The organism is Halobacillus seohaensis (genome assembly GCF_042663045.1).
Lineage (GTDB): Bacteria > Bacillota > Bacilli > Bacillales > Halobacillaceae > Halobacillus_A > Halobacillus_A seohaensis.
The window spans coordinates 51,921-73,456 of record NZ_JBHSZV010000013.1; the positions used below are offsets into that span (position 1 = coordinate 51,921).

A 21,536-nucleotide genomic window follows, 5' to 3' on the forward strand; every position below is an offset into this window, starting at 1 on the left:
GCAAAGCGACATCCTAAAGCATAACTAATTCTATTATAGCATAGGGACAGACTCGTTAGTAGCCCAGCCATTGTCCTGGTTGCAAAGTTGGATCTAAATAATCCTTTGGATCTGTTGATACCAATTGAACGATTTGTTTTTTCCCATTTCCGTGATCTAAACATTTGAATTGTCTATGATTGTGAGATTCGTACACGATCGGTTTTTCTCCTTCGTTCTGAGGAAATATATCATACTCACTAAGAGGAGTATATAAAGTCATTGGATCACCTGCTGTTCATTTCCTTTATTTTCTTCTATTAACTCATTCAATTTACTCATAGCTTCTTTCACTCCGCCTACTGCATCGATCAACCCGCAATCCACCGCTTGCTGTCCAATCACGTTTGTTCCAATATCTCGAGATAAGTTTCCTTTATCAAACATCAATTCTTTAAATTTGTCCTCGTCAATGTTTGAGTGCCTCGTAACAAAATTTATGACACGATCTTGCATTTTATCCATGTATTCAAAGGTTTGAGGAACCCCAATTACTAAACCTGTTAATCGGATCGGATGAATAGTCATGGTTGCCGTCTGTGCAATAAAAGAATAATTAGAAGCTACTGCAATGGGAACACCGATGGAGTGCCCTCCACCTAAAACAATCGAGACGGAAGGTTTAGATAAGGAAGTAATCATCTCTGAGATCGCTAGGCCTGCCTCAACATCTCCCCCTACCGTATTTAATAAAACGACCAACCCTTCAATTTTAGGGTTTTGTTCAATTGCAATTAATTGAGGAATTAAATGCTCATATTTAGTTGTTTTATTTTGAGCTGGTAATTGAACATGTCCTTCTACTTGACCAATAATAGGTAAGACATGAATATTAGAATCTCCTGGTTGAGGAACATTAGATTGACCCAATTCCTGGATTTTATCAACGAGAGATGACTTTTCTTTCGATGTATCTTTAGATGGTTCATTTTGTGGTGAGTCATTTTTCATCTTAATTGTGCCCCTTTCCTACTTTATTTGTAGTATGAGGCAGAATTAAAGATTCATACAAAAAAACAGCAAAGGACCTTTGCTGTTTTTTTACAAACCATCTAATAATGTTTGAATATGGTGCCGTTGCTCAGAAGTTAAAGGAACAAGAGGTAAACGAACACCACCGGTATCTAGACCTTTCATCTGTAATGCTGTTTTGATCGGAGTTGGAGAAGGTGCACAAAACATACCGTTTATTAGTGGAATCAATTGACGATGCAGTTTGGCTGCTTCTTTTCCTTTTCCATCATCATATAAACGAAGCATCTCTTGAAGTTCCCTACCAATGACGTGGGCAGATACAGAAATAACCCCATTACCTCCAATTGCGTAGATAGGCAATGTTAAATTGTCATCTCCACTATAAAGTGAAAATGAATCATCTGTTTGTTCGATAATTTTAGCCATACCGTCTAAGTCACCAGTAGCTTCTTTTACAGAAACAATATTTTTCACTTTTGATAATTGCACAACAGTATCCACGTCGATCCGCACAGCCGATCGACCAGGAATATTATAAAGCATAACGGGTAACTCAACAGTATCTGCAATGGCTTTAAAGTGTTCATACAAACCACGCTGATTTGGCTTATTATAATAAGGGGTTACAAGCATTATGGCGTCCACGCCAATTTTCTCTGCTTTTTTAGATAGCTCAATGGAACTTTGTGTATTATTACTCCCTGTGCCTGCAATCACAGGGATACGACCATTAACAATTCTAACAACATGCTTAAAGAGTGCTATCTTTTCTTCCGAGGTTAATGTCGGTGATTCTCCTGTTGTTCCTCCAATGACTAAACCATCTGAACCATGACCTATAAGATACTCCACAAGTGTGGAGACTTTATTCAGGTCAATATTGCCATGGTTTTCAAATGGTGTAACCATAGCAGTTAATACTTTTCCAAAATCCACGACCTAAATCCCCTTTCATTGTTCTCCATTCAAATGAAAAATATCATGTAGAGCATTGACTGCTTGAACTAAGTCCTCATCTTTAATAAGCACCCAAATCGTTGTATGGGAATCAGCTGATTGTAAAATTTGAACCCCACCCTCAATCAGTGTTTGAACAATTTTTGCAGTCACACCTGGCACCCCTGTAATGCCTGCACCTACTGTGGAGACCTTTGCACATCCTTCTTTAACTTCTGGATCATAGCCAAGTTTTTCAAGAATGCCTACAGCTTTTTGTGTGTAAATACTGTCTATTGTATAGCTTACACCACTTGGTGAAATATTAATAAAGTCGACAGAGATGTTTGCTTCGGCCATGGATTTAAAAACTTCTGATTGTAGTTTTGATGGATCTTCTTTGGACTGCACTTTAATTTGTGAGAGCCCAGCCATATGAGCAATTCCAGTAACTAGTCGATCTGGTACATCATTTCCTGCCTCTCCTTCGATAGAAGCAGACACCAAAGTACCTGGATCATCCGAATAAGTTGATCTTACTCGCATAGGAACTTTCGCATGCATAGCAATTTCAACAGCCCTAGGGTGAATCACTTTTGCTCCTTGGTAAGCAAGATTACAAATTTCATTGTACGTAACAGCATTCAGAGCTCGAGCCGATTCTACAATACGTGGATCAGCCGTCATAATTCCATCTACATCAGTAAAAATATCAATGTATTCCGCTTTTAAAGCAGCACCAAGAGCAGCAGCACTTGTATCACTGCCACCTCGACCAATTGTTGTTGTATCTCCTAACTCCGTTTTACCTTGAAATCCGGCTACAACGACTACATCATTCGTTTGTAATTCTGAAAGTATACGGCTTGGATCCATACGTAATATTTTTGCTCGTGTGAAGTCATCATTGGTTAAAAAACCAGCCGCTGACCCAGAAAAACTAGTGGCAGGTACTCCAGATTCATTAAGTTCATGAGCAAAAACTACAGAAGAAATCGTTTCGCCACACGACATTAACATATCTTGTTCTCGATCAGATATTTTCGTTGAAGGAAATTGAACCAGATCTAATAACGTATCTGTAGCATATGGATCCCCCTTACGTCCCATGGCTGAGACAGTAACAACAACCTTATACCCCTCATTTATAGCTGATTGAATATGAGAAATTGCACGAGTTCTGCCTTCCAGATCACGTACAGAAGTTCCTCCAAATTTTTGTACAAGTAATTTCATGCTGCCACCTCCATTATTCTATTTTACAACCACTGATTAGCAATTACCCGCTCAGCGATTTGAACAGAATTCCAGGCAGCCCCTTTTAGTAAATTATCGGAAACTACCCAAAGGTGGAAACCATTTTCTTGATCAAGATCTTTACGAATACGTCCTACAAATACGTCACGCTTTCCTGCAGCACTAAGAGGCGTAGGGTACGTTTGTGTAGTAGGATCATCTTCAAGTAACACGCCTTCAGCTTCTCCTATTAGTGTTTTCAATTGATCGACAGTTACCCCTGCTTGATCTACTTCAACGTAAACACTCTCGGCATGAGATGTGAAAATTGGTAAACGTACACAAGTTGCCGCTACTTGAAGACTAGGACTATGCATGATTTTTTTGGTTTCATTAATCATTTTCATTTCTTCAAAAGTGTACCCATTCTCTTGGAATTTATCGATTTGAGGAAGAGCATTAAAAGCAATAGGATAGTGCTTTTCATCACCACCGACAGGCATTATATTAGCCTCTAGTTCTTCTCCATTTAAAAATGATTGTGACTGCTGACGCAATTCATCAGCTGCTTCGTTTCCAGCCCCTGAAACGGCCTGGTAAGTAGAAACAATCACACGGCTTAAGCCTAATTTTTGTCTAATTGGTTCAAGAGCTGCTACCATTTGAATCGTTGAACAATTAGGATTGGCGATTATGCCATTATGATCTTTAATATCTGCTTCATTCACCTCTGGAACGACAAGTGGAACCTTTTCATCCATCCGATATGCACTAGTATTATCAATGACAAGTGCTCCTCTTTTCACAGCTTCAGGGGCCAGTTTCTGTGAAATAGATCCACCGGCTGAAAAAAGAGCAATATCAATATTTTCAAAGCTTTCAGGAGTAGCCTCTTCTAGTGTATATTCTGTTCCTTTAAATATCATTTTTGTGCCTGCTGAACGGCTAGAAGAAAGCAACTTCAGCTCATTAATCGGAAATTTACGATCCTCTAAAGTTTCAAGCATTTTCTGTCCGACAGCTCCTGTAGCACCTACTACGGCTATGTTATAATGGTTTGTTTGTGTCATAAAGATATCCCCTCTCTGATAAATAATGAATAATAATCGCACTCACTATTTCGTATTTTACCATATTTAAAGTAGAAGCTGGTATCAAAAAGTAGATTTATGCTTGATATCTTTCGATTAATACAGGCTGTTTTTGTTTTCCCTCGATGGCTGATTCAATCGTTTCTGGTATAAGTGACATATCTGAAACAAGTGAATTTGGCTTTTTAAATGGATGGTCCTGACCAAAAGGAACAAAATAGATATTTTTGGTCGCCATTAATTTCATGACGTTTATCCCGTTTAATCCTAATGCATCATTTGTCGATATAGCGAGAACTACAGGTTTTTCATTTCTTAAGGTTGCTTTTGCGGCCATTAGTACAGGTGAATCTGTTAATGCGTTGGCAAACTTACTCGTAGAATTTCCTGTCATTGGTGCAATAACCATACAGTCCAGAGGTCGTTTAGGTCCAAGAGGCTCAGCGTCTGGAATGGTCATAATCATTGGTTCCCCCGTAATTTTTTCAATCGTTTTAACATGTTCTGCTGCTTCTCCAAATCGAGAATCCGTCTTTTGTACAGTATAAGAAAGTACTGGTACGATAGTCGCTCCTAAGTCTTTTAACCTTTGTAACACTGGAAATACTTCGTGATATGTGCAGTGTGATCCCGTTAGTCCAAAACCAATTGTCTTACCTTTTAAATTTACCATTATTCATCCGCCTTTCGATTTATTTCTTGTAGCTGTTTACAAATGACATTAGCTACAATCTTACCTGCGGTTTTAGGTGCAACAATTCCAGGTAATCCTGGAACTAAAATTGCTTTTATTCCGCGCTTTTCAGAATAGCGAAAATCTGTTCCCCCAGGTTTTGAAGCTAAATCTAAAATAAGCGCATGCTGAGGTAATTTTTTTATTACAGAAGCGTCAACGACTGGAGCAGGAACGGTGTTTAATAGGTAATCGCAGTTCATATCATAAATATCCATCTGCCTCATATCCATTGCTTTTAGCCCCATTTCATGCACTCTAGCAACTCCTCCAGATGTACGTACACCTACTGTAACGTTTGCTCCAAGCTGATCAAATGTCCGAGCTAAACTCATTCCCACTCTTCCTAAGCCTAAAATAATTACATTCGATCCATGAATCGTAAAATCAGTATGTTGAATTGCCATCATAATCGTACCTTCAACAGTCGGTATAGAATTATATATAGCAACATCATCTCGATCCATTAACGGTATAAGTTCTCTATCCGCTTCTTTAGCCATGTTCTGCAGTACCTTGTTAGCAATTCCTGAGTAAATTTGACAATGTTTTGGCGTTTTCTTTAGCCATTCAATTCTTAAATTTATGGTACGGTTAGTGAATATACCGTCTACGCCTCCATGGTCATCTGTTCCAGCGATAGGAAGTATAATGGCATCTAATTGTTGTACTTGTGGACCATCAAAGTCTAAATCAATACACTCCGTAAAACTGCCATTTAGTTGGTCAAATCCGGCTAAATAAACGTGTGCATCCCATTCATGTAATCTTCTAATGATTTCTATCTGTCGGGCATCGCCCCCTATAACGGCAACATGAAATCCAGTTAACATGCCGGAAAGTCTCCTTTTTATTAGGTTTCATCTCCTTGTATCGTATGCAAAATGAACACTTAAGTGTGTTCAAATATTCCCACTCTAAACAGCTTATGAAAGCATAAAAAAAGCTGTGACTCAAAGTCACAGCTCATTTATTAATTAGTATAGTATCTTCACCTATTAATTGTACATAACGCCAGTCGATCACTGTTTCAGATTTAGTTTGAAATAAACCTCTGTTCAAAATAATTAAAGACAGAATTTGTCCACTAGATGGATCAATTTTTAAATCAGCTTGACCGAGAACTCCTAATTTCTTACCTTCTTTTACATCAATCACTTCTTTTAAAGCTAATTGTTTGAGCCTCAAAGACAAGTCACCCTTTCACCGATTCTCATTAATTAATTGCGGGAAGTCAACAATTTGATAGCCCTCATTTTTAATAAGTACAATTAGCTGATCCAGACTGGAGGATGTACTTTCAGTCGGGTGCATTAAGATCGTTGCTCCATTATGCAACCTTGCTAATACCCTTTGTATAAGCACTTCTTGTGTAGGGTTTTTCCAATCAATGGTATCCACAGACCATAAAATAGTTTCCATATCAAGGGAGTCAGCAGCCTCAACTGTTTGACTAGAAAAGCTTCCAGCAGGAGGAGCAAATAAACGAATATCTTCTTCGGTAAACGCTTGGAGTATACTATTCGCTTTCTCTAGATTCTCTTTAGCAGTATTTCTATCCATTTTACTAAAATCGGGATGATTATAGCCATGGCTTCCAATCACATGTTGAGCTTCTTCAATCATCTGCACATGCTGTTTATTATTCTGAACAAATGCGCCGTCTATGAAGAAATTCGCTTTAATGTGATGTTTATCTAGAATCTCGAGTATTTGAGGAACAAATTCTTCGCCCCAGGACACATTAATTAGGAAGGTGACCTTTTGTTTGTGTTCGTTCCCTCTATAGATCGGGGAAGATGGCAAATCTTGCAGAGATACCTTTGGCGGGATTTTATCAAAAACTAAATCTTTTTCATTAAACTTATTTGATTTTTTCATATTTTGATAAGATTTCTCTACATTTATTTTTCTGCCATTTAAACCAGGAGTTTTTTTCCATACTTTATCAATTCTTGCATCTTGTGGGGCAATATAATATTGTTTTTGTTTAGCTTCAATTTCTTCATACAAAGAAGACGTTTTAGCCGTAGGCAATATCGCTTCATTATTTTGCACCGAAATAAAGATGACAACTAATAACATAGTTGCTATTAATTTAATAATGACTTGCATCGACATCACATTCACCCCTTATGAAGAGTGTATGCAATTTAGGACGACCATAGAATTCCATAAAAAAAGAAACTGGCTTCCCAGTCTCTGTTTTTACTCACTTATTTCTTTTTCTTGCTTTTCGTCTTCCAAAATGGCTTTATGAGATAAATTGATTCTACCTTGTTTATCAATTTCTTTCACTTTCACTTTAAGGGTATCACCAATTGCAACAACATCTTCTACTTTGCCAATTCGTTCTTCTGCCAGTTCCGAAATATGAACAAGACCTTCTTTACCTTTAAACAGTTCAACAAAAGCACCGAATTTCTCTACACGCTTCACCGTACCTTCGTATACTTCTCCAGCTTCTACATCACGAACAATATCTTCAATAATTTTCATTGCTACTTTGTTCATTTCTGCATCAGTAGAGGAGACAAATACTGTTCCATCCTGCTCTATATCAATTTTAACACCTGTATCTTCAATGATTTTATTAATTTGTTTTCCACTTGGCCCAATTACATCACGAATTTTATCAGGGTTAATCTTCATTGTCATGATCTTAGGTGCGTATCTTGAAAGTTCATTTCTAGACTCTGGCAGTGTAGCGAGCATAGAACTCAAAATTTCCATACGTCCTGATTGTGCTTGACCTAACGCTTCTTCAAGAATAGTACGAGATAGGCCTTCAATTTTTATATCCATTTGTAATGCAGTGATACCTTTCTCAGTACCTGCAACTTTAAAATCCATATCTCCTAAGAAATCTTCCATCCCTTGTATATCGGTAAGGATAGTGTAATCATCTCCAGATTTCACAAGACCCATAGCAATTCCGGCAACTGGTGCTTTCAAAGGAACTCCAGCATCCATCATCGCTAGTGTACTAGCACAAATACTAGCTTGGGAAGTCGATCCGTTCGATTCTAGAACTTCTGACACTAAACGAATTGTATACGGAAACTCTTTTTCAGATGGTATAACAACTTCAAGAGCCCGTTCGCCTAAAGCACCATGTCCAATTTCACGACGTCCTGGTCCTCTAATCGGTCCCGTTTCCCCTACTGAATATAATGGGAAATTATAATGGTGCATGAAGCGTTTGGATTCCTCAAGGTCCAATCCATCTAAGATTTGAACATCTCCAAGGGCACCTAATGTACAAATACTCAGAGCTTGAGTTTGCCCACGAGTAAATAATCCTGAGCCGTGAGTTCGCGGGAGAACTCCAACTCTTGAAGATAACTGGCGAATTTCGTCTACGCCTCTTCCATCAGGACGAATCTTTTCTTTAGTAATAAGACGTCGAACTTCTTCTTTGACGATGTTATCTAAAATAGAACCAACGTTCTTAAGAGTATCCTCATCTGCTTCTAATTCTTGATAAGACTGTATAACCGCATTTTTAGCTTCATCGATTGCGTCTTCACGAGCTTTCTTTTCCTGCTCTTTAATGGCTGTAGCTAGAGGTTCTCTTGCTTCAGCTTCAACTTTTCCTTTTAACTCTTCATCTAAGTCAAAAAGCTGAACTTCCATTTTTTCTTTCCCAACAGCAGCAATAATTTCTTCTTGAAAAGCTACGAGACGCTTAATTTCTTCATGTCCAAGCATAATAGCTTCTAACATATCCGCTTCTGAGACTTCATTAGCACCTGCTTCTACCATGTTAATCGCATCTTTTGTTCCGGCAACGATTAAATTAATATCACTTACCTCTTGCTGTTTAACAGTAGGATTTATAATGAATTCACCATTAACACGCCCAACCACAACACCAGCAATAGGACCACCAAAAGGAATATCAGAAATGCCTAGTGCAATTGAAGACCCTAGCATTGCTGCCATTTCTGATGAACAATCTTGATCAACACTCATCACCGTACTGATCACTTGCACATCATTTCTATATCCATCTGGAAATAAAGGTCTAATCGGACGGTCAATTAAACGAGAGGCTAGGACAGCTTTATCACTCGGACGCCCTTCTCGCTTTATAAATCCACCTGGAATCTTTCCAACGGCATATAAACGCTCTTCATAATTAACTGTTAGCGGGAAAAAAGGTAGATCTTTTGGCTTTTTAGATCCTGTCGCTGCAGAAAGAACAGATGTATCGCCATATTTAATCATAGCAGCTCCACTAGCCTGTTTAGCTAGCTCGCCCACTTCAACAGTGAACGTTCGATTAGCTACTTCAATCGAAAAAGTTTGATTTTCTTCTGCCATAAGTATTTAACTCCTCTCAAACACAATAATAGATATAGTCATCTATTTTACAGTTTACACTCTTTTTATGTAAACATACAGAAAAAGCGGGATTAACTCCCGCTTTTCTCATGCATTAGCGACGTAGACCAAGGCTCTTAATTAAGTCACGGTAACGTGTAATGTCTTTATTACGTAGATAGCTTAGTAAATTACGACGTCTACCTACCATTTTAAGCAATCCACGACGAGAATGGTGATCTTGCTTATGTGTACGCAAGTGATCGTTCAAGTTCGTGATTTGCTCTGTAAGAACTGCGATCTGTACTTCTGAAGATCCAGTGTCATTCTCATGAGTTTTATACTCATTAATTAGTTCATTCTTACGTTCTTGTGTGATAGCCATTATAGCTACACCTCCTATTATTAATATGATTCCCATTCCCCGAGCGGACGTCGGAGTTACGTACCGCCAAGCGAAGGTTCCATATTCAAGAGTACAATTTTTATGACTAAAATGCAAGTGTAAATTAAATCGTTGCTAAAACTTCGCGCGATCTTTTTTCATCCTGGTGCAACTGTACTTTCAATTGTTCAGCTCCATCAAACTTTATTTCATGCCGAATCAATTGATAGAAATAAACTGTGATCATCTCATCATATAAGTCATGATCAAAATCAAAAATATGAACTTCTAAATTTGATTGTTGACTGTTTTCATCAAAAGTTGGCTTAACTCCGAAGTTAGCCATTCCTTCTAAAAGCTCATTGTTACATTCCACTTTAACAGCATAAACCCCATCAGCCGGAGTATAATAAGCGCCATTTAATAAAATATTTGCTGTAGGATACCCGATCGTTCTTCCTCTTTGCTCCCCGCTAACAACCTTTCCATTCAAACTAAACGGACGGCTTAACAGATTTTCTACGCCAGAGACGTCTCCTTGATCAAGTAGTCTTCTTATACGTGTAGAACTTACCTTATTCTCCTCTTGAGTTACTTGTGGAATCGTTGTAGTTGTGAACCTTCCTTCAGCGTAAATGGGCAATAATTCCATAGACCCTTTACCCTTAAATCCAAAGCTGAAGTCAAATCCCGCAACCACATGAAGAACTTTTAAGTCAATGAAAAACTTTTCGACAAAGTTTTCGGGTGATAGTGAAGCTAAAGCTTGGTCAAAGTGAACCACATACAACGTATGTACTCCCATTCTTTTTAGAATCTGCTTTTTTTCGGGTAATGGCGTAATGTAACGAGCATGTTGAATACTGTTATTCAGTACGACGGATGGATGAGGATCGAAAGTCATAACTGCGCTTTCCACATCTAGTTCTTGGGCTTTTTTAATTGCCGTTGAAATGACTCGTTGATGACCTTTATGAATACCATCAAAAAAGCCAACAGCTAAGACACTTGGAGATAAACTTTCTATTTGAGTGGAGTCTCCTTCACTCAGATGAATCGTTCTCAATATACTCACCTGCTTTGGCTCAAAATACTCTTATCGGCTTGATTTTATCGGGTTTACTCGGATGCTGTTGGTAGATCGCCAACACCTCTTCTTTATATTTTACTACAAAAGGTTGATCCTTCACATATTCAGGCTTCGGTAACACTTGTCCATGTTCAAAAGCAAAACGATCATCTTCTTGGATAGTCATAGACTCTAAATGAGGCAACCCATTACTTATAGGTAAAATAATCTCATTTACGGAGTCGTTATCTACATATTGTTGTATTTCATCAAATGTATAACAGTCCTCTTTACGTATCTCACCTGTTTGCTTGCGAACCAGTGAGGACATATGAGCAGGGTATCCGAGAGCCTTTCCTAAGTCTACACACAAAGTTCTTATGTAAGTACCTTTTGAACAGATCACCTGTATAGAAAAAGAGAAATATTCATCGTCACGCTTCACTGAGGGGTTCAATAATTCGATTTGTTTAATCTTGACATTTCGAACAGGGCGTTCAACTTCTTCTCCATCCCGTGCATATTGGTACAAACGTTTACCGTTAACTTTCACAGCGGAATACATGGGAGGAACTTGGGTGATTTCACCTGAGAATTGCTGAAGTACCTGTAGAATGTCTTCTTCAGATGGTGGGTGACTCACAGTTTTTTTTTCAACAACGTCTCCTGAAGCATCTTCTGTCTCTGTTGTTGCCCCTAAAGATACTGTTGCTTCATATACCTTATCAGTATCTGTAAGAAAAGGAACGATTTTTGTAGCTTTTCCAATGCAGAGAGGAAGTACACCTTCCACGTCGGGGTCTAAGGTTCCTGTATGACCTATTTTTTTAGTTCTTAACATGCCCCGAGCTTTACTTACACAATCATGGGAGGTAAACCCTTTCTCTTTCCACAATGGAAGAATTCCATGCATAAGCGTAACTTCCCTTCTTTTTTCTGTTATAAAAGTAATTCATAAAAAATCCGTGCTAAAGTAGCACGGATTAAATGTTTATGCCCAGTCTTGCACCCAAACACTTAGAGGGTTACGATACGGGTTGTCTTCATTGCAAAAACATCATCCTGTGCCGTTTAACTTACCTCTAAGTGAAAGAGGGTCTTCCCTTGCTAGAAGATTCAAAAAAGCTCAATAATCAAGTTTAGAATAAGTTCGCAGAACATCTCGGATTAGCTTTCTGTATCATTTAAGTCTTTAAGAATGGTTTCAATTCGGTTACCATGCTCAATTGCTTCATCGAATTCAAACATAATCTCAGGTGTTTTACGTAAACGGATTCGTTGTCCTATCTCTGATCGTATAAATCCTTTAGCCTTTGCAAGACCCACAAGTGTATCATGCTTTTGCTTATCATCGCCTAAAACTGAGATGAAAACTTTGGCTTGCTGTAGATCGCCCGTTACTTTAACTTCTGTTATAGTAACAAATCCTACCCTGGGATCTTTAATCTTCTTACTAATAATATCGGTTAACTCTTTTTTCATTTGCTCCCCTACACGGTTTGCACGTAAATCGTTCATTTGATTTCACCTCTTCAACACCAACATTACAGCCACTCAATGACTGTATTTGTTCGTTCAATTTCAGGAAAAGAATCAATCAAGGCTAAAGCTTGCTGAATCGTTTGCTCACAGATCACTTTACTGCTTGCAACAGTGACTATCCCTATACATGTACGCTGCCAAAGGTCTTGAAAATCAAGTTCGCTGACAGCGACATTATATTGGTTGCTTAACCTTGTCTGAATTCTTTTAATAACTGAACGTTTTTCTTTTAAAGACTGGGCGTCATATATCATACACTCCACCTCAGCACTTAAAATCATGTGCGTTCAATCTCCTGCATTACGTAAGGTTCAATAACATCTCCAATTTTAAGATCGTTAAAGTTTTTAATAGTTATTCCACACTCATAACCTTTCGCAACTTCTTTAGCATCATCTTTGTAGCGTTTTAAAGCATCCATTTCACCTTCAAATATTACAACTCCATCACGAATTACACGAATTCCTGAATTACGAGTTACTTTACCTTCAGTTACATAGGATCCAGCAATTGTTCCAATTTTAGATACCTTAAAGATTTCCCGAACTTCCACTTGACCAATGATTTTCTCTTCAAATTCAGGATCAAGCATACCTTTCATGGCAGCCTCAATTTCTTCCATCACTTTATAAATGATGTTATGAAGACGAATTTCTACACTTTCGGACTCTGCTGCTTTTCTAGCATTCCCATCAGGGCGAACGTTAAACCCAATAATGATGGCATTAGATGCAGATGCTAATGTAACATCAGATTCCGTAATGGCTCCAACGCCTGTGTGAATGATTTTCACCTTAACGCCTTCAACTTCAATTTTTTGCAAAGATCCAGCTAATGCTTCAAGAGAACCTTGTACATCTGCTTTGAGGATTAAGTTAATGTCCTTAATATTACCATGTTTGATTTGTTCGAATAAATCATCAAGGCTAACTGTAGCAGTTGCACTACGATCTGCTTCTATTTGACGTTGCTGACGAGCTTCACCAATTGACTTGGCTTTTTTCTCATCTTTAAATGCTAGGAAACGATCCCCGGCTTGAGGAACATGGTTTAAACCTGTAATCTCTACTGGGGTCGATGGACCAGCCTCTTTAACTCTTCTACCAATATCATTAACCATGGCTCTAACACGGCCATAAGTACTACCCACAACGACAGCATCACTTACTTTTAAAGTGCCGTTTTGTACAAGCAAAGTAGCGACAGGTCCACGGCCTTTGTCAAGTTCAGCTTCTATTACTGTACCACTTGCTGGACGATCAGGATTCGCTTTAAACTCCTCTACTTCAGAAACAAGAACGATCATTTCTAGCAAGTCATCTATTCCCTCATCTTGAACCGCAGACATTTTGACAAAGATCGTATCTCCGCCAAAGTCTTCAGAAACGAGTTCAAATTCCATCAATTCTTGCATAACGCGGTCAGGGTTAGCCCCTTCTTTATCCATTTTATTAACAGCAACGATGATCGGTACTTCCGCTGCTTTAGCATGGTTTATTGCTTCACGTGTTTGTGGCATAACCCCATCATCCGCAGCTACAACAAGTACAGCAATATCAGTTACTTGAGCACCGCGAGAACGCATGCTTGTAAATGCAGCGTGTCCTGGAGTATCAAGGAAAGTGATTTTTTTGTTATTCTCCTCTACTTGATAAGCTCCAATATGTTGAGTAATACCACCTGCTTCGCCTTCCGTAACTTTTGTATGACGAATGGAGTCAAGTAATGTTGTTTTACCATGGTCAACGTGTCCCATAATTGTAACAACAGCAGGACGCTCTTGCTGATCCTCTTGATCGTCCTCATATATCATGCTTTCAATATCTGTTTCATCAACTATGACTTCTTGTTCCACTTCAACGTCAAATTCCGCACAAATTAATTCAATGGAATCAGCATCAAGATCCTGGTTTTTAGTGGCCATAACCCCTAGCCCCATTAGCTTCTTGATGATTTCTGCTGAGTCTTTTCTTAATTTTTCAGCAAGTTCTCCAACAGTTAAAGACTCAGAGTAGACAATTTTTTTAGGTGTATGTTTTTTTGGGCTTGGTTTTTTATTGCCTTGCCCCCCTTGGTTCTTATTGTTTTGATGACGGCTATTTTTTTGATTAGAATTAGGGCTATTCTTCCCTTTTTGCTTAGGATTGTTCTTTTGGTTTTGCTGTGGCTGTTGTTTATTTTGTTGGCCAGATTTAGAAGTTGTTTGGGCGTTCTCTGCTTTCTTCTGTCCGAAAGCCTCGTCCAATTTACCTTTAACATCATCTTCAATCGTTGACATATGGTTAGAAACTTCAACTTTTAAATCTTTTAATTTTTCAATTACCTGTTTACTAGATAGTTCATTCTTTTTGGCATATTCATATACGCGCATTTTACTCATTCTTTCACCCCCGAATAGATTACCCGAGTAGCGATTGCAACTTTTTCGCAAATCCTTGGTCCAAAACTGCTATCGCGACTCTCCCTGTCTGACCTATGGCTTGTGAAAGTGTTTCACGATCATCCACCATATAGCAGGGTATATTATAAAAGCTACATTTATCAGTAAGCTTCTTTTTTGTTTGTTTGCCTGTATCTTCAGCAATGAGAACGAGTTTGGCTCGTTTCTTCTGAATTTCTTTGACGATATGTTCTTCACCTAGCGTAAGCTTACCTGCTCGATGAGCCAGTCCAATGATATTCAAATAAGAACTCATGATGAAGAATCCTCCACAATCTTTCTTAAGTCATTATACACTGAAGCGTCAACCTTCGTATTTAGATGACGGTTTAATGCTTGCTGCTGTTCCGCTTTATCAATCACTTCCAGGCTTTTAGATAAATATGCTCCGCGGCCGTTTTGCTTACCTGTTGTATCAACAAACACTTCTCCGTCTTTATTACGCACGACACGGATGAGTTCTTTTTTAGACTTCATCTCCTGAGTAACTACACACTTTCTTAATGGTTGCTTCTTGGAACGGGCCATCGGCTCCCCCTCCTTACTCTTCCGTTGTATCTTCTAAGTCGATTTCATCTTCATCTTCGTCTTCAACAGATTGTTCTGTAATAATGCCTTCTTCAAGGGCTTCACTTTCACTTTTTATATCAATTTTCCAACCCGTAAGCTTTGCTGCTAAACGTGCATTTTGCCCTCGCTTACCAATAGCTAACGATAGCTGATAATCTGGAACAACAACAGTTGTAGCCTTTTCTTCTTCATCAACAAGTACTTGGACAACTTTTGATGGACTTAGAGCATTAGATACATACTCTACTGGGTCTTCAGACCATTGAACAATATCAATCTTTTCGCCTTTTAATTCATTAACAATAGCTTGAACACGCTGCCCCCGTTGTCCTACACATGAGCCAACTGGATCCACCTCTGGATCTTCGGCGAATACAGAAATCTTCGAACGATCTCCTGCTTCACGGGCAACCGAGCGTACTTCAACTGTTCCATCAAAAATTTCTGGAACTTCCATTTCAAATAAACGTTTAAGTAAACCAGGATGTGTTCTAGAGACGTAAATATGTGGTCCTTTATTGCTATTTTCTACCTTAGTAACGAAAACCTTAAGACGTTGATGAACTTCATAAATCTCCGCAGGCATTTGTTCACCCTCTGGTAGTCTAGCTTCAATTTTACCTAAATTAACATAAACAAAGCGCGGATCTTTTCTTTGAATAATCCCCGTCATTACATCTTCTTCTCGGTCGACGTACTGACCATAAATAATGCCACGTTCTGCTTCTCGAACTCGCTGGGTCACGACTTGCTTCGCTGCTTGAGCAGCAATACGACCAAAGTCCATTGGCGTGACCTCAACTTCAATAACATCTTCAATTTCATAGTTTGGACTTTTTTCTTTTGCTTCTTCAAGCGAAACCTCTTGATTTTGATCCATTACTTCTTCTACGACTACTTTTCTAGCAAAGACCTTCATATTACCTTCGTCTTCATTAATATCTACACGAACATTCGTAGCAGAATTAAAGTTTTTCTTATAAGCTGAAATTAGAGCGGCTTCTAATGCCTCTAACAATAAGTCCTTGTCAATGCCTTTATCTTTTTCTAAATAATTCATGGCATCAAATAGTTCACTACTCACCAGTATATCCCCCTTAGTTAAAAGTCACAGCCAAGTTTGCTTTGGCGATTTTGTTAAAAGGCACTTCTATTTGTTTCTTTTGTGCTTTTATGCGAATTTCAATAGTTGCCGTTTCGTCTTCAAACGACTGTAAAGTTCCTTCGAACTCTTTTTCGCCCTTAATAGGTTCATACAATTTAACAAAAATATGTTCTCCAACGTACTTATTAAAATCAGCCTGCGTTTTTAGAGGCCTTTCCGCTCCAGGAGAGGAAACCTCTAAAAAGTAGGCAGCGTCAACAGGGTCTGTTTCGTCTAGCTTTTCACTGAGCTGTTCGGAAACTTGACCACATTCTTCAATATCAACGCCACCCTGTTTATCAATAAAGACACGCAAAAACCAATTTTGACCTTCTTTTTTATATTCCACATCTACTAGCTCAAGGTTCATCTCTTCTAAAATGGGTAGTACTAGTTCTTCAGTAACATCTGTCACATTTTTACCCAACTGGAATCCCTCCCCGTACTTAATTTAAGATTAAGAGCTATTTAGCATTCATTTGGTCATCACAAATTAAAAGTCGAAATGAAACCGCTATGAAAAAATCATAGCGGCTTACTAATAAAATCGGTTTCATTCATAAATTGAAAATGATTGAAAAGTGAGCCTGAAATATAACGAAAGAGTGGGTTTCCCCACTCTTTCGGTCGTTCTTATCGCTCTTGTCCATAAAAAATATACCACAGTTTCCGAAATAATGCAATAGATCCTAGAACAGTGAAAGTTGGTTCTCATCAGGCATTCCTTCTAAGCAACCTTGATCGTCTAAATATTCAAGAACCGTTTTGGAAATACGACTTCTCTCCCGTAAATCCTGCTTCGAAAGGAACTCTCCATCTTTTCTTACTTTAACAATATTAATAGCAGCATTCGTTCCTAGCCCATCGACAGCATCAAATGGTGGAATTAACTCGTTCCCATCCACTAGGAAATCAGTTGCACTAGAATTATAGAGATCGACTGATTTAAAACCATAACCTCGTTCACACATTTCCAGGCAAATCTCAAGTACTGTCATTAAGTTCTTCTCTTTAGGTGTGGCATCTAGTCCTTTGGCCTGGATTTCTTCCACCCTCTTTCGAATTGCGTCAGACCCTTTGACCATTGTTTCAAGTTCAAAGTCTCCGGCCCTTACAGTAAAATAAGCGGCATAAAAATATATGGGATAATGAACCTTGAAGTAAGCGATACGAACAGCCATTAAGACGTAAGCGGCTGCGTGAGCTTTCGGGAACATGTATTTAATCTTTTTACAAGAATCAATGTACCAGTCTGGCACTTCATGTTTTTTCATCTCTTCAATCCATTCATCTTCCAACCCGCGTCCTTTTCTCACGAACTCCATGATTTTAAAAGCGAGTGAAGGCTCTAACCCTTTATGCATAAGGTAGACCATAATGTCATCACGACAACCAATAACTTCTGGCAACGTACAAATACCATCATTAATTAACTGTTCGGCATTCCCAAGCCACACATCTGTTCCATGTGAGAGGCCAGAAATAATGACGAGTTCTGCAAATGTTTTCGGTTTAGTATCTTCCAGCATTTGACGCACAAAACGCGTCCCAAATTCTGGCACACCTAGCGTACCCGTTTTACACATAATTTGGTCAGCTGTTAATCCTAAAGCTTCAGGACCACTGAAAATTTTCATCACTTCAGGATCATCAACAGGGATCTCTTTTTGGTCGATTCCACTTAAATCCTGAAGCATACGAATGACTGTTGGATCATCGTGACCAAGGATATCAAGTTTTAATAAATTGTCATGAATAGAATGGAAATCAAAGTGAGTCGTTTTCCATTCTGATTTTGTATCATCGGCTGGAAACTGAATGGGTGAAAAGTCATAGATATCCATATCGTCAGGTACAACGATAATCCCTCCAGGGTGTTGACCTGTTGTCCTTTTCACACCTGTACATCCTTGGACGAGGCGATCGATCTCCGCATTTTTATACTGCAATTGGTGATCTGCTGCATATCCTTTGACGTACCCATAGGCCGTTTTTTCTGCAATTGTTCCAATCGTACCCGCACGATATACATTATCTTCTCCAAAGAGAACTTTTGTATAATTATGGGCTTGGGGCTGATATTCTCCAGAGAAGTTTAAATCAATATCAGGAACTTTATCTCCTTTAAATCCAAGGAAGGTTTCAAACGGAATGTCTTGTCCATCTTTATTATAAGCCGTTCCACATTCTGGACAATCTTTCTCATCTAAGTCAAATCCACTTCCCACTGAACCATCAGTGAAAAATTGATGATGCTGGCAGTTAGGACAAGCATAATGAGGAGGAAGCGGGTTAACTTCTGTAATATCTGTCATCGTTGCTACGAAGGATGATCCAACAGACCCTCGAGAACCAACAAGATAGCCATCCTCTAAAGATTTTGTTACAAGTTTCTGAGAAATCAAATAAATAACAGCAAATCCGTGACCTATAATACTCTCTAACTCTTTTTCCAATCTCTTTTCAACGAGTTCAGGCAATTGTTCTCCATACAAGCTTTTTGCTTTATTATAGGACATCTCCCTAATCTCTTCATCAGCACCCTCAATATTGGGTGTATATAAATCATCTTTAATAGGTGTAATAACGTCTATTCTTTCGTTAATCACGTGTGTGTTCGTAACGATAAGTTCGTGAGCTTTACCCTTTCCTAAGAAAGAAAGCTCGTCGATCATTTCATTTGTTGTTTTAAAATGCACCTCTGGTAATGTCTGGCGATTTAATGGATTCCCATTTTGAGAAGAGATTAAAATTTGACGATATTGCTTTTCATGTGGTTCAAGATAGTGAACATTTCCTGAAGCCACTACAGTTTTACCGAGGCGTTCACCAATTTTCACTATTTTCTTTAATATGTCATAGATCTGTGCCTCATTTTGCACTAAATCTTTTTCTAGTAAGTGATAATAATTTCCTGGGGGTTGCACTTCAATATAATCATAAAATTCAGCAACTTTTTCAGCTTCCTCTTCTGATTTTTGCATCGTTGTTTCAAATACTTCTCCCTTATCACATCCAGATCCAACGAGTATTCCTTCTCTAAGTTTCGCTAAACGTGATCGAGGGATGCGAGGCACCCTGTAAAAATAGTTCATATGAGCTTCAGATACCAATCTGTAAATATTCTTTAAACCCGTAGTATTCGTCGCTAATAACGTTACATGAGAGGGGCGAGAACGCTGATATGCTTTCCCCTCCCCCATATAGTCATTCAAGTTTTTGTGATTAGTAATTTCTCTTTCTATCGCTTTTTTTACGAGCTTCCATAATAAATATCCTGTAGCTTCCGCATCATAAATTGCACGGTGGTGCTGTGTTAAGTCAATGTCGAAATGTTTACACAATGTATTCAACCGATGATTTTTTAGTTCAGGTACAAGAAATCTAGCAAGTTCAAGAGTATCAATCACAGGATTTTTTGCTTTATCATAATTAATTTGTTGAAAACCAGCATTTAAAAAGCCCATATCAAAGCTAGCATTGTGTGCAACTAAAATATCGTTTTCCATCCATTCATGGAAATCTTTTAAAACATCACCAATCTCCGGCGCATCCTTAACCATGTCGTCTGTAATACCTGTTAAATCAGTCGTTGTTTGTGATAAAGGATGATGGGGATTTGCGAATGATTCGAAACGGTCAATAATTTCTCCATCTTTTATCTTAACACCTGCTAATTCAATGATTTTGTCATATACGGCTGATAGACCTGTCGTTTCTACGTCAAAAACCACATAAACATCGTTCGCCAAATCTCTGTCTTGTTCTTGATAAGCAATGGGAACTCCATCATCAACTAAATTAGCCTCTACACCGTAGATAATTTTAACACCATGTTTTTGTCCCGCCGCATGCGCTTCAGGATAAGCTTGTGCTACAGCATGATCAGTAATCGCAATGGCTTCATGTCCCCATTTCCCAGCCTGAGCTACTAAACGGGAAGCGGAAACGGGCGCATCCATTTGGCTCATCGTCGTGTGTGCATGAAGTTCAATACGTTTATTGCCTTCTTCTGCTTCATCTTTTCTTAAATAAGGAGTGATTTCATTAATGTCATTAGCCATCATCGTTAATTCACTCGTGAAGTTATCCGTTTGAATACTTCCCCGGCCCTTAATCCATATTCCTTTTTGAACATGTTTAAAAAGCTCCGCGTGATCATCGCCACGAGAGAACATTTTGATAGAAAAAGAGTCTGTATAGTCTGTAGCTTTCAAAAGCAATAAATGTCGACCAGAACGTAATTCCTTAACCTCGACATCAAACACGTAACCTTGGATCGTTTTTCGTCGCTCTTCTTCTAAGATTGATTCCATCGGCTCAGGATCATCTTGAATTTTGTAACCAATCTCAAGCGGACCTTTTGGCTTGGAATCATCTTTGGATTTAGCACGTTCCTCTTGGTCTTTAACCGCTTGTTGCACAAGAATCTTATCCTCTTTCTGACGTTCTTCTTGGAATTTTTTTAGCTCCTCCTGTTCTTCTTTCACACGAGTATGGAGCATAAATGATGGCAAACCTGATTGCTGGCAAAAACTTTGAAAAGTGGATTCAAGTTTTTTCTTTACTGCATGACTTTCTGCTAAATTTCTGCAAGTTAACATAATCTTATTCCCGTTAATTTCTGGGATTTGTTCTATTAACAAGTCCTTATAACCAGGCGTAAGGTCGGTTAAGGATTGAATAAATCCTTGCCAGTACTCACTTATAGCTTCTGGAGTAAGAGACTTTTCTTTTGTTTCAATTGTCCAATCGATGACGGCAAGTGAACGGAAAGTAGCTTGTAGCTTACTCGTAAACAGTTGATAAACGGAAGGAGGTAGTGGTTGGTCCATGCAAAAATGAAAGTGCCACTTCTTATCCATTTTGTAAACAGTGAGTTTCTCAAGCGTACTGCTTTCAAAATGAGGATGTATTAAATCCTGAGGGAATTGGATTTGTTCCAATAAATAGTGCATTTTTTCTTGATTGTTCACATCCAATGTGATTCCTCCCTGGGGGCTAATTTATTCGTAAATATACCCTTGCTTAAGTATCGCGGCAAGGGTAT

21 protein-coding genes are annotated in these 21,536 nt (G+C 38.6%); all 21 read right to left on the bottom strand.

Annotated features, from left to right (window positions below; all coding sequences use genetic code 11):
• Nucleotides 1-55: 55 nt before the first annotated feature.
• The 21 genes from ACFQIC_RS04720 to ACFQIC_RS04820 all read right to left on the bottom strand — a co-directional run bounded on the left by ACFQIC_RS04720 (nt 56) and on the right by ACFQIC_RS04820 (nt 21,468).
• Entirely contained in the window at nt 56-262 is a 207-nt protein-coding gene (locus tag ACFQIC_RS04720; protein ID WP_204707768.1) for a YlzJ-like family protein, read from the bottom strand.
• Complete coding sequence (locus ACFQIC_RS04725; protein WP_204707769.1) at nt 259-990, bottom strand: ClpP family protease; 732 nt, start codon at nt 988-990, stop codon at nt 259-261. Before ACFQIC_RS04725 ends, ACFQIC_RS04720 begins: the two co-directional genes overlap by 4 nt.
• Before the next feature lie 90 nt (nt 991-1,080).
• A complete protein-coding gene (gene dapA / locus ACFQIC_RS04730) occupies nt 1,081-1,950 on the bottom strand; it encodes a 4-hydroxy-tetrahydrodipicolinate synthase (protein ID WP_390216967.1) in 870 nt (289 codons plus the stop codon).
• 15 nt (nt 1,951-1,965) lie between these two features.
• Nucleotides 1,966-3,186, bottom strand: a complete 1,221-nt coding sequence (gene dapG / locus ACFQIC_RS04735) for an aspartate kinase (RefSeq protein ID WP_204707770.1) — start codon at nt 3,184-3,186, stop codon at nt 1,966-1,968.
• 23 nt (nt 3,187-3,209) lie between these two features.
• Entirely contained in the window at nt 3,210-4,256 is a 1,047-nt protein-coding gene (gene asd, locus ACFQIC_RS04740; RefSeq protein WP_204707771.1) for an aspartate-semialdehyde dehydrogenase, read from the bottom strand.
• 97 nt (nt 4,257-4,353) lie between these two features.
• A complete protein-coding gene (locus ACFQIC_RS04745) occupies nt 4,354-4,950 on the bottom strand; it encodes a dipicolinate synthase subunit B (RefSeq protein WP_204707772.1) in 597 nt (198 codons plus the stop codon).
• Complete coding sequence (gene dpaA / locus ACFQIC_RS04750) at nt 4,950-5,843, bottom strand: dipicolinic acid synthetase subunit A (RefSeq protein ID WP_204707773.1); 894 nt, start codon at nt 5,841-5,843, stop codon at nt 4,950-4,952. The genes ACFQIC_RS04745 and dpaA overlap by 1 nt, the downstream gene beginning before the upstream one ends.
• A 133-nt stretch (nt 5,844-5,976) precedes the next feature.
• Nucleotides 5,977-6,198 carry a YlmC/YmxH family sporulation protein gene (locus ACFQIC_RS04755; RefSeq protein ID WP_204707774.1) on the bottom strand — a complete coding sequence of 74 codons (222 nt, stop codon included), beginning with the start codon at nt 6,196-6,198 and terminating at the stop codon, nt 5,977-5,979.
• 15 nt (nt 6,199-6,213) lie between these two features.
• Nucleotides 6,214-7,131: a polysaccharide deacetylase family protein gene (locus ACFQIC_RS04760; RefSeq protein ID WP_390216968.1), complete on the bottom strand. Its 918-nt coding sequence runs from the start codon at nt 7,129-7,131 to the stop codon at nt 6,214-6,216.
• Nucleotides 7,132-7,218: 87 nt separating this feature from the next.
• Nucleotides 7,219-9,336, bottom strand: coding sequence for a polyribonucleotide nucleotidyltransferase (locus tag ACFQIC_RS04765; protein WP_204707775.1), 2,118 nt, complete (start codon nt 9,334-9,336; stop codon nt 7,219-7,221).
• A gap of 115 nt (nt 9,337-9,451) precedes the next feature.
• Nucleotides 9,452-9,721 (bottom strand): 30S ribosomal protein S15, encoded by a 270-nt coding sequence (gene rpsO / locus ACFQIC_RS04770; RefSeq protein WP_204707776.1) that lies wholly within the window; start codon nt 9,719-9,721, stop codon nt 9,452-9,454.
• A gap of 124 nt (nt 9,722-9,845) precedes the next feature.
• On the bottom strand, nt 9,846-10,787 hold the full coding sequence (locus tag ACFQIC_RS04775) for a bifunctional riboflavin kinase/FAD synthetase (protein WP_390216969.1): 942 nt from the start codon (nt 10,785-10,787) through the stop codon (nt 9,846-9,848).
• 19 nt (nt 10,788-10,806) lie between these two features.
• Entirely contained in the window at nt 10,807-11,703 is an 897-nt protein-coding gene (truB, locus tag ACFQIC_RS04780) for a tRNA pseudouridine(55) synthase TruB (RefSeq protein ID WP_204707777.1), read from the bottom strand.
• 254 nt (nt 11,704-11,957) lie between these two features.
• Nucleotides 11,958-12,308: a 30S ribosome-binding factor RbfA gene (gene rbfA / locus ACFQIC_RS04785; protein WP_204707778.1), complete on the bottom strand. Its 351-nt coding sequence runs from the start codon at nt 12,306-12,308 to the stop codon at nt 11,958-11,960.
• Nucleotides 12,309-12,334: 26 nt separating this feature from the next.
• Nucleotides 12,335-12,613, bottom strand: coding sequence for a DUF503 domain-containing protein (locus ACFQIC_RS04790; RefSeq protein ID WP_204707779.1), 279 nt, complete (start codon nt 12,611-12,613; stop codon nt 12,335-12,337).
• A complete protein-coding gene (gene infB / locus ACFQIC_RS04795; protein ID WP_204707780.1) occupies nt 12,610-14,712 on the bottom strand; it encodes a translation initiation factor IF-2 in 2,103 nt (700 codons plus the stop codon). The genes ACFQIC_RS04790 and infB overlap by 4 nt, the downstream gene beginning before the upstream one ends.
• 19 nt (nt 14,713-14,731) lie before the next feature.
• On the bottom strand, nt 14,732-15,028 hold the full coding sequence (locus tag ACFQIC_RS04800; RefSeq protein WP_390216970.1) for a YlxQ family RNA-binding protein: 297 nt from the start codon (nt 15,026-15,028) through the stop codon (nt 14,732-14,734).
• Nucleotides 15,025-15,300 carry an RNase P modulator RnpM gene (rnpM, locus tag ACFQIC_RS04805; protein ID WP_204707781.1) on the bottom strand — a complete coding sequence of 92 codons (276 nt, stop codon included), beginning with the start codon at nt 15,298-15,300 and terminating at the stop codon, nt 15,025-15,027. Before rnpM ends, ACFQIC_RS04800 begins: the two co-directional genes overlap by 4 nt.
• 13 nt (nt 15,301-15,313) lie before the next feature.
• The gene (nusA, locus tag ACFQIC_RS04810; protein WP_204707782.1) at nt 15,314-16,426 is read right to left on the bottom strand and encodes a transcription termination factor NusA; all 1,113 of its coding nucleotides are present in this window, start codon (nt 16,424-16,426) and stop codon (nt 15,314-15,316) included.
• Nucleotides 16,427-16,439: 13 nt separating this feature from the next.
• Complete coding sequence (rimP, locus tag ACFQIC_RS04815) at nt 16,440-16,913, bottom strand: ribosome maturation factor RimP (RefSeq protein WP_204707783.1); 474 nt, start codon at nt 16,911-16,913, stop codon at nt 16,440-16,442.
• 262 nt (nt 16,914-17,175) lie between these two features.
• Complete coding sequence (locus tag ACFQIC_RS04820) at nt 17,176-21,468, bottom strand: PolC-type DNA polymerase III (RefSeq protein ID WP_204707784.1); 4,293 nt, start codon at nt 21,466-21,468, stop codon at nt 17,176-17,178.
• Nucleotides 21,469-21,536: the final 68 nt, after the last annotated feature.

What these genes read in the sequence shown, in the direction of transcription:
- dpaA (WP_204707773.1), bottom strand. Translation starts at nt 5,843, where the DNA reads ATGTTAACTGGATTTCATGTTGCCGTTATAGGGGGCGATGCCCGACAG.
- ACFQIC_RS04760 (WP_390216968.1), bottom strand. Translation starts at nt 7,131, where the DNA reads ATGTCGATGCAAGTCATTATTAAATTAATAGCAACTATGTTATTAGTT.
- rnpM (WP_204707781.1), bottom strand. Translation starts at nt 15,300, where the DNA reads ATGGCCCGTTCCAAGAAGCAACCATTAAGAAAGTGTGTAGTTACTCAG.
- dapG (WP_204707770.1), bottom strand. Translation starts at nt 3,186, where the DNA reads ATGAAATTACTTGTACAAAAATTTGGAGGAACTTCTGTACGTGATCTG.
- rbfA (WP_204707778.1), bottom strand. Translation starts at nt 12,308, where the DNA reads ATGAACGATTTACGTGCAAACCGTGTAGGGGAGCAAATGAAAAAAGAG.
- ACFQIC_RS04790 (WP_204707779.1), bottom strand. Translation starts at nt 12,613, where the DNA reads ATGATTTTAAGTGCTGAGGTGGAGTGTATGATATATGACGCCCAGTCT.
- truB (WP_204707777.1), bottom strand. Translation starts at nt 11,703, where the DNA reads ATGCATGGAATTCTTCCATTGTGGAAAGAGAAAGGGTTTACCTCCCAT.
- ACFQIC_RS04765 (WP_204707775.1), bottom strand. Translation starts at nt 9,336, where the DNA reads ATGGCAGAAGAAAATCAAACTTTTTCGATTGAAGTAGCTAATCGAACG.
- infB (WP_204707780.1), bottom strand. Translation starts at nt 14,712, where the DNA reads ATGAGTAAAATGCGCGTATATGAATATGCCAAAAAGAATGAACTATCT.
- ACFQIC_RS04745 (WP_204707772.1), bottom strand. Translation starts at nt 4,950, where the DNA reads ATGGTAAATTTAAAAGGTAAGACAATTGGTTTTGGACTAACGGGATCA.
- ACFQIC_RS04725 (WP_204707769.1), bottom strand. Translation starts at nt 990, where the DNA reads ATGAAAAATGACTCACCACAAAATGAACCATCTAAAGATACATCGAAA.
- rpsO (WP_204707776.1), bottom strand. Translation starts at nt 9,721, where the DNA reads ATGGCTATCACACAAGAACGTAAGAATGAACTAATTAATGAGTATAAA.
- asd (WP_204707771.1), bottom strand. Translation starts at nt 4,256, where the DNA reads ATGACACAAACAAACCATTATAACATAGCCGTAGTAGGTGCTACAGGA.
- ACFQIC_RS04800 (WP_390216970.1), bottom strand. Translation starts at nt 15,028, where the DNA reads ATGAGTTCTTATTTGAATATCATTGGACTGGCTCATCGAGCAGGTAAG.
- ACFQIC_RS04720 (WP_204707768.1), bottom strand. Translation starts at nt 262, where the DNA reads ATGACTTTATATACTCCTCTTAGTGAGTATGATATATTTCCTCAGAAC.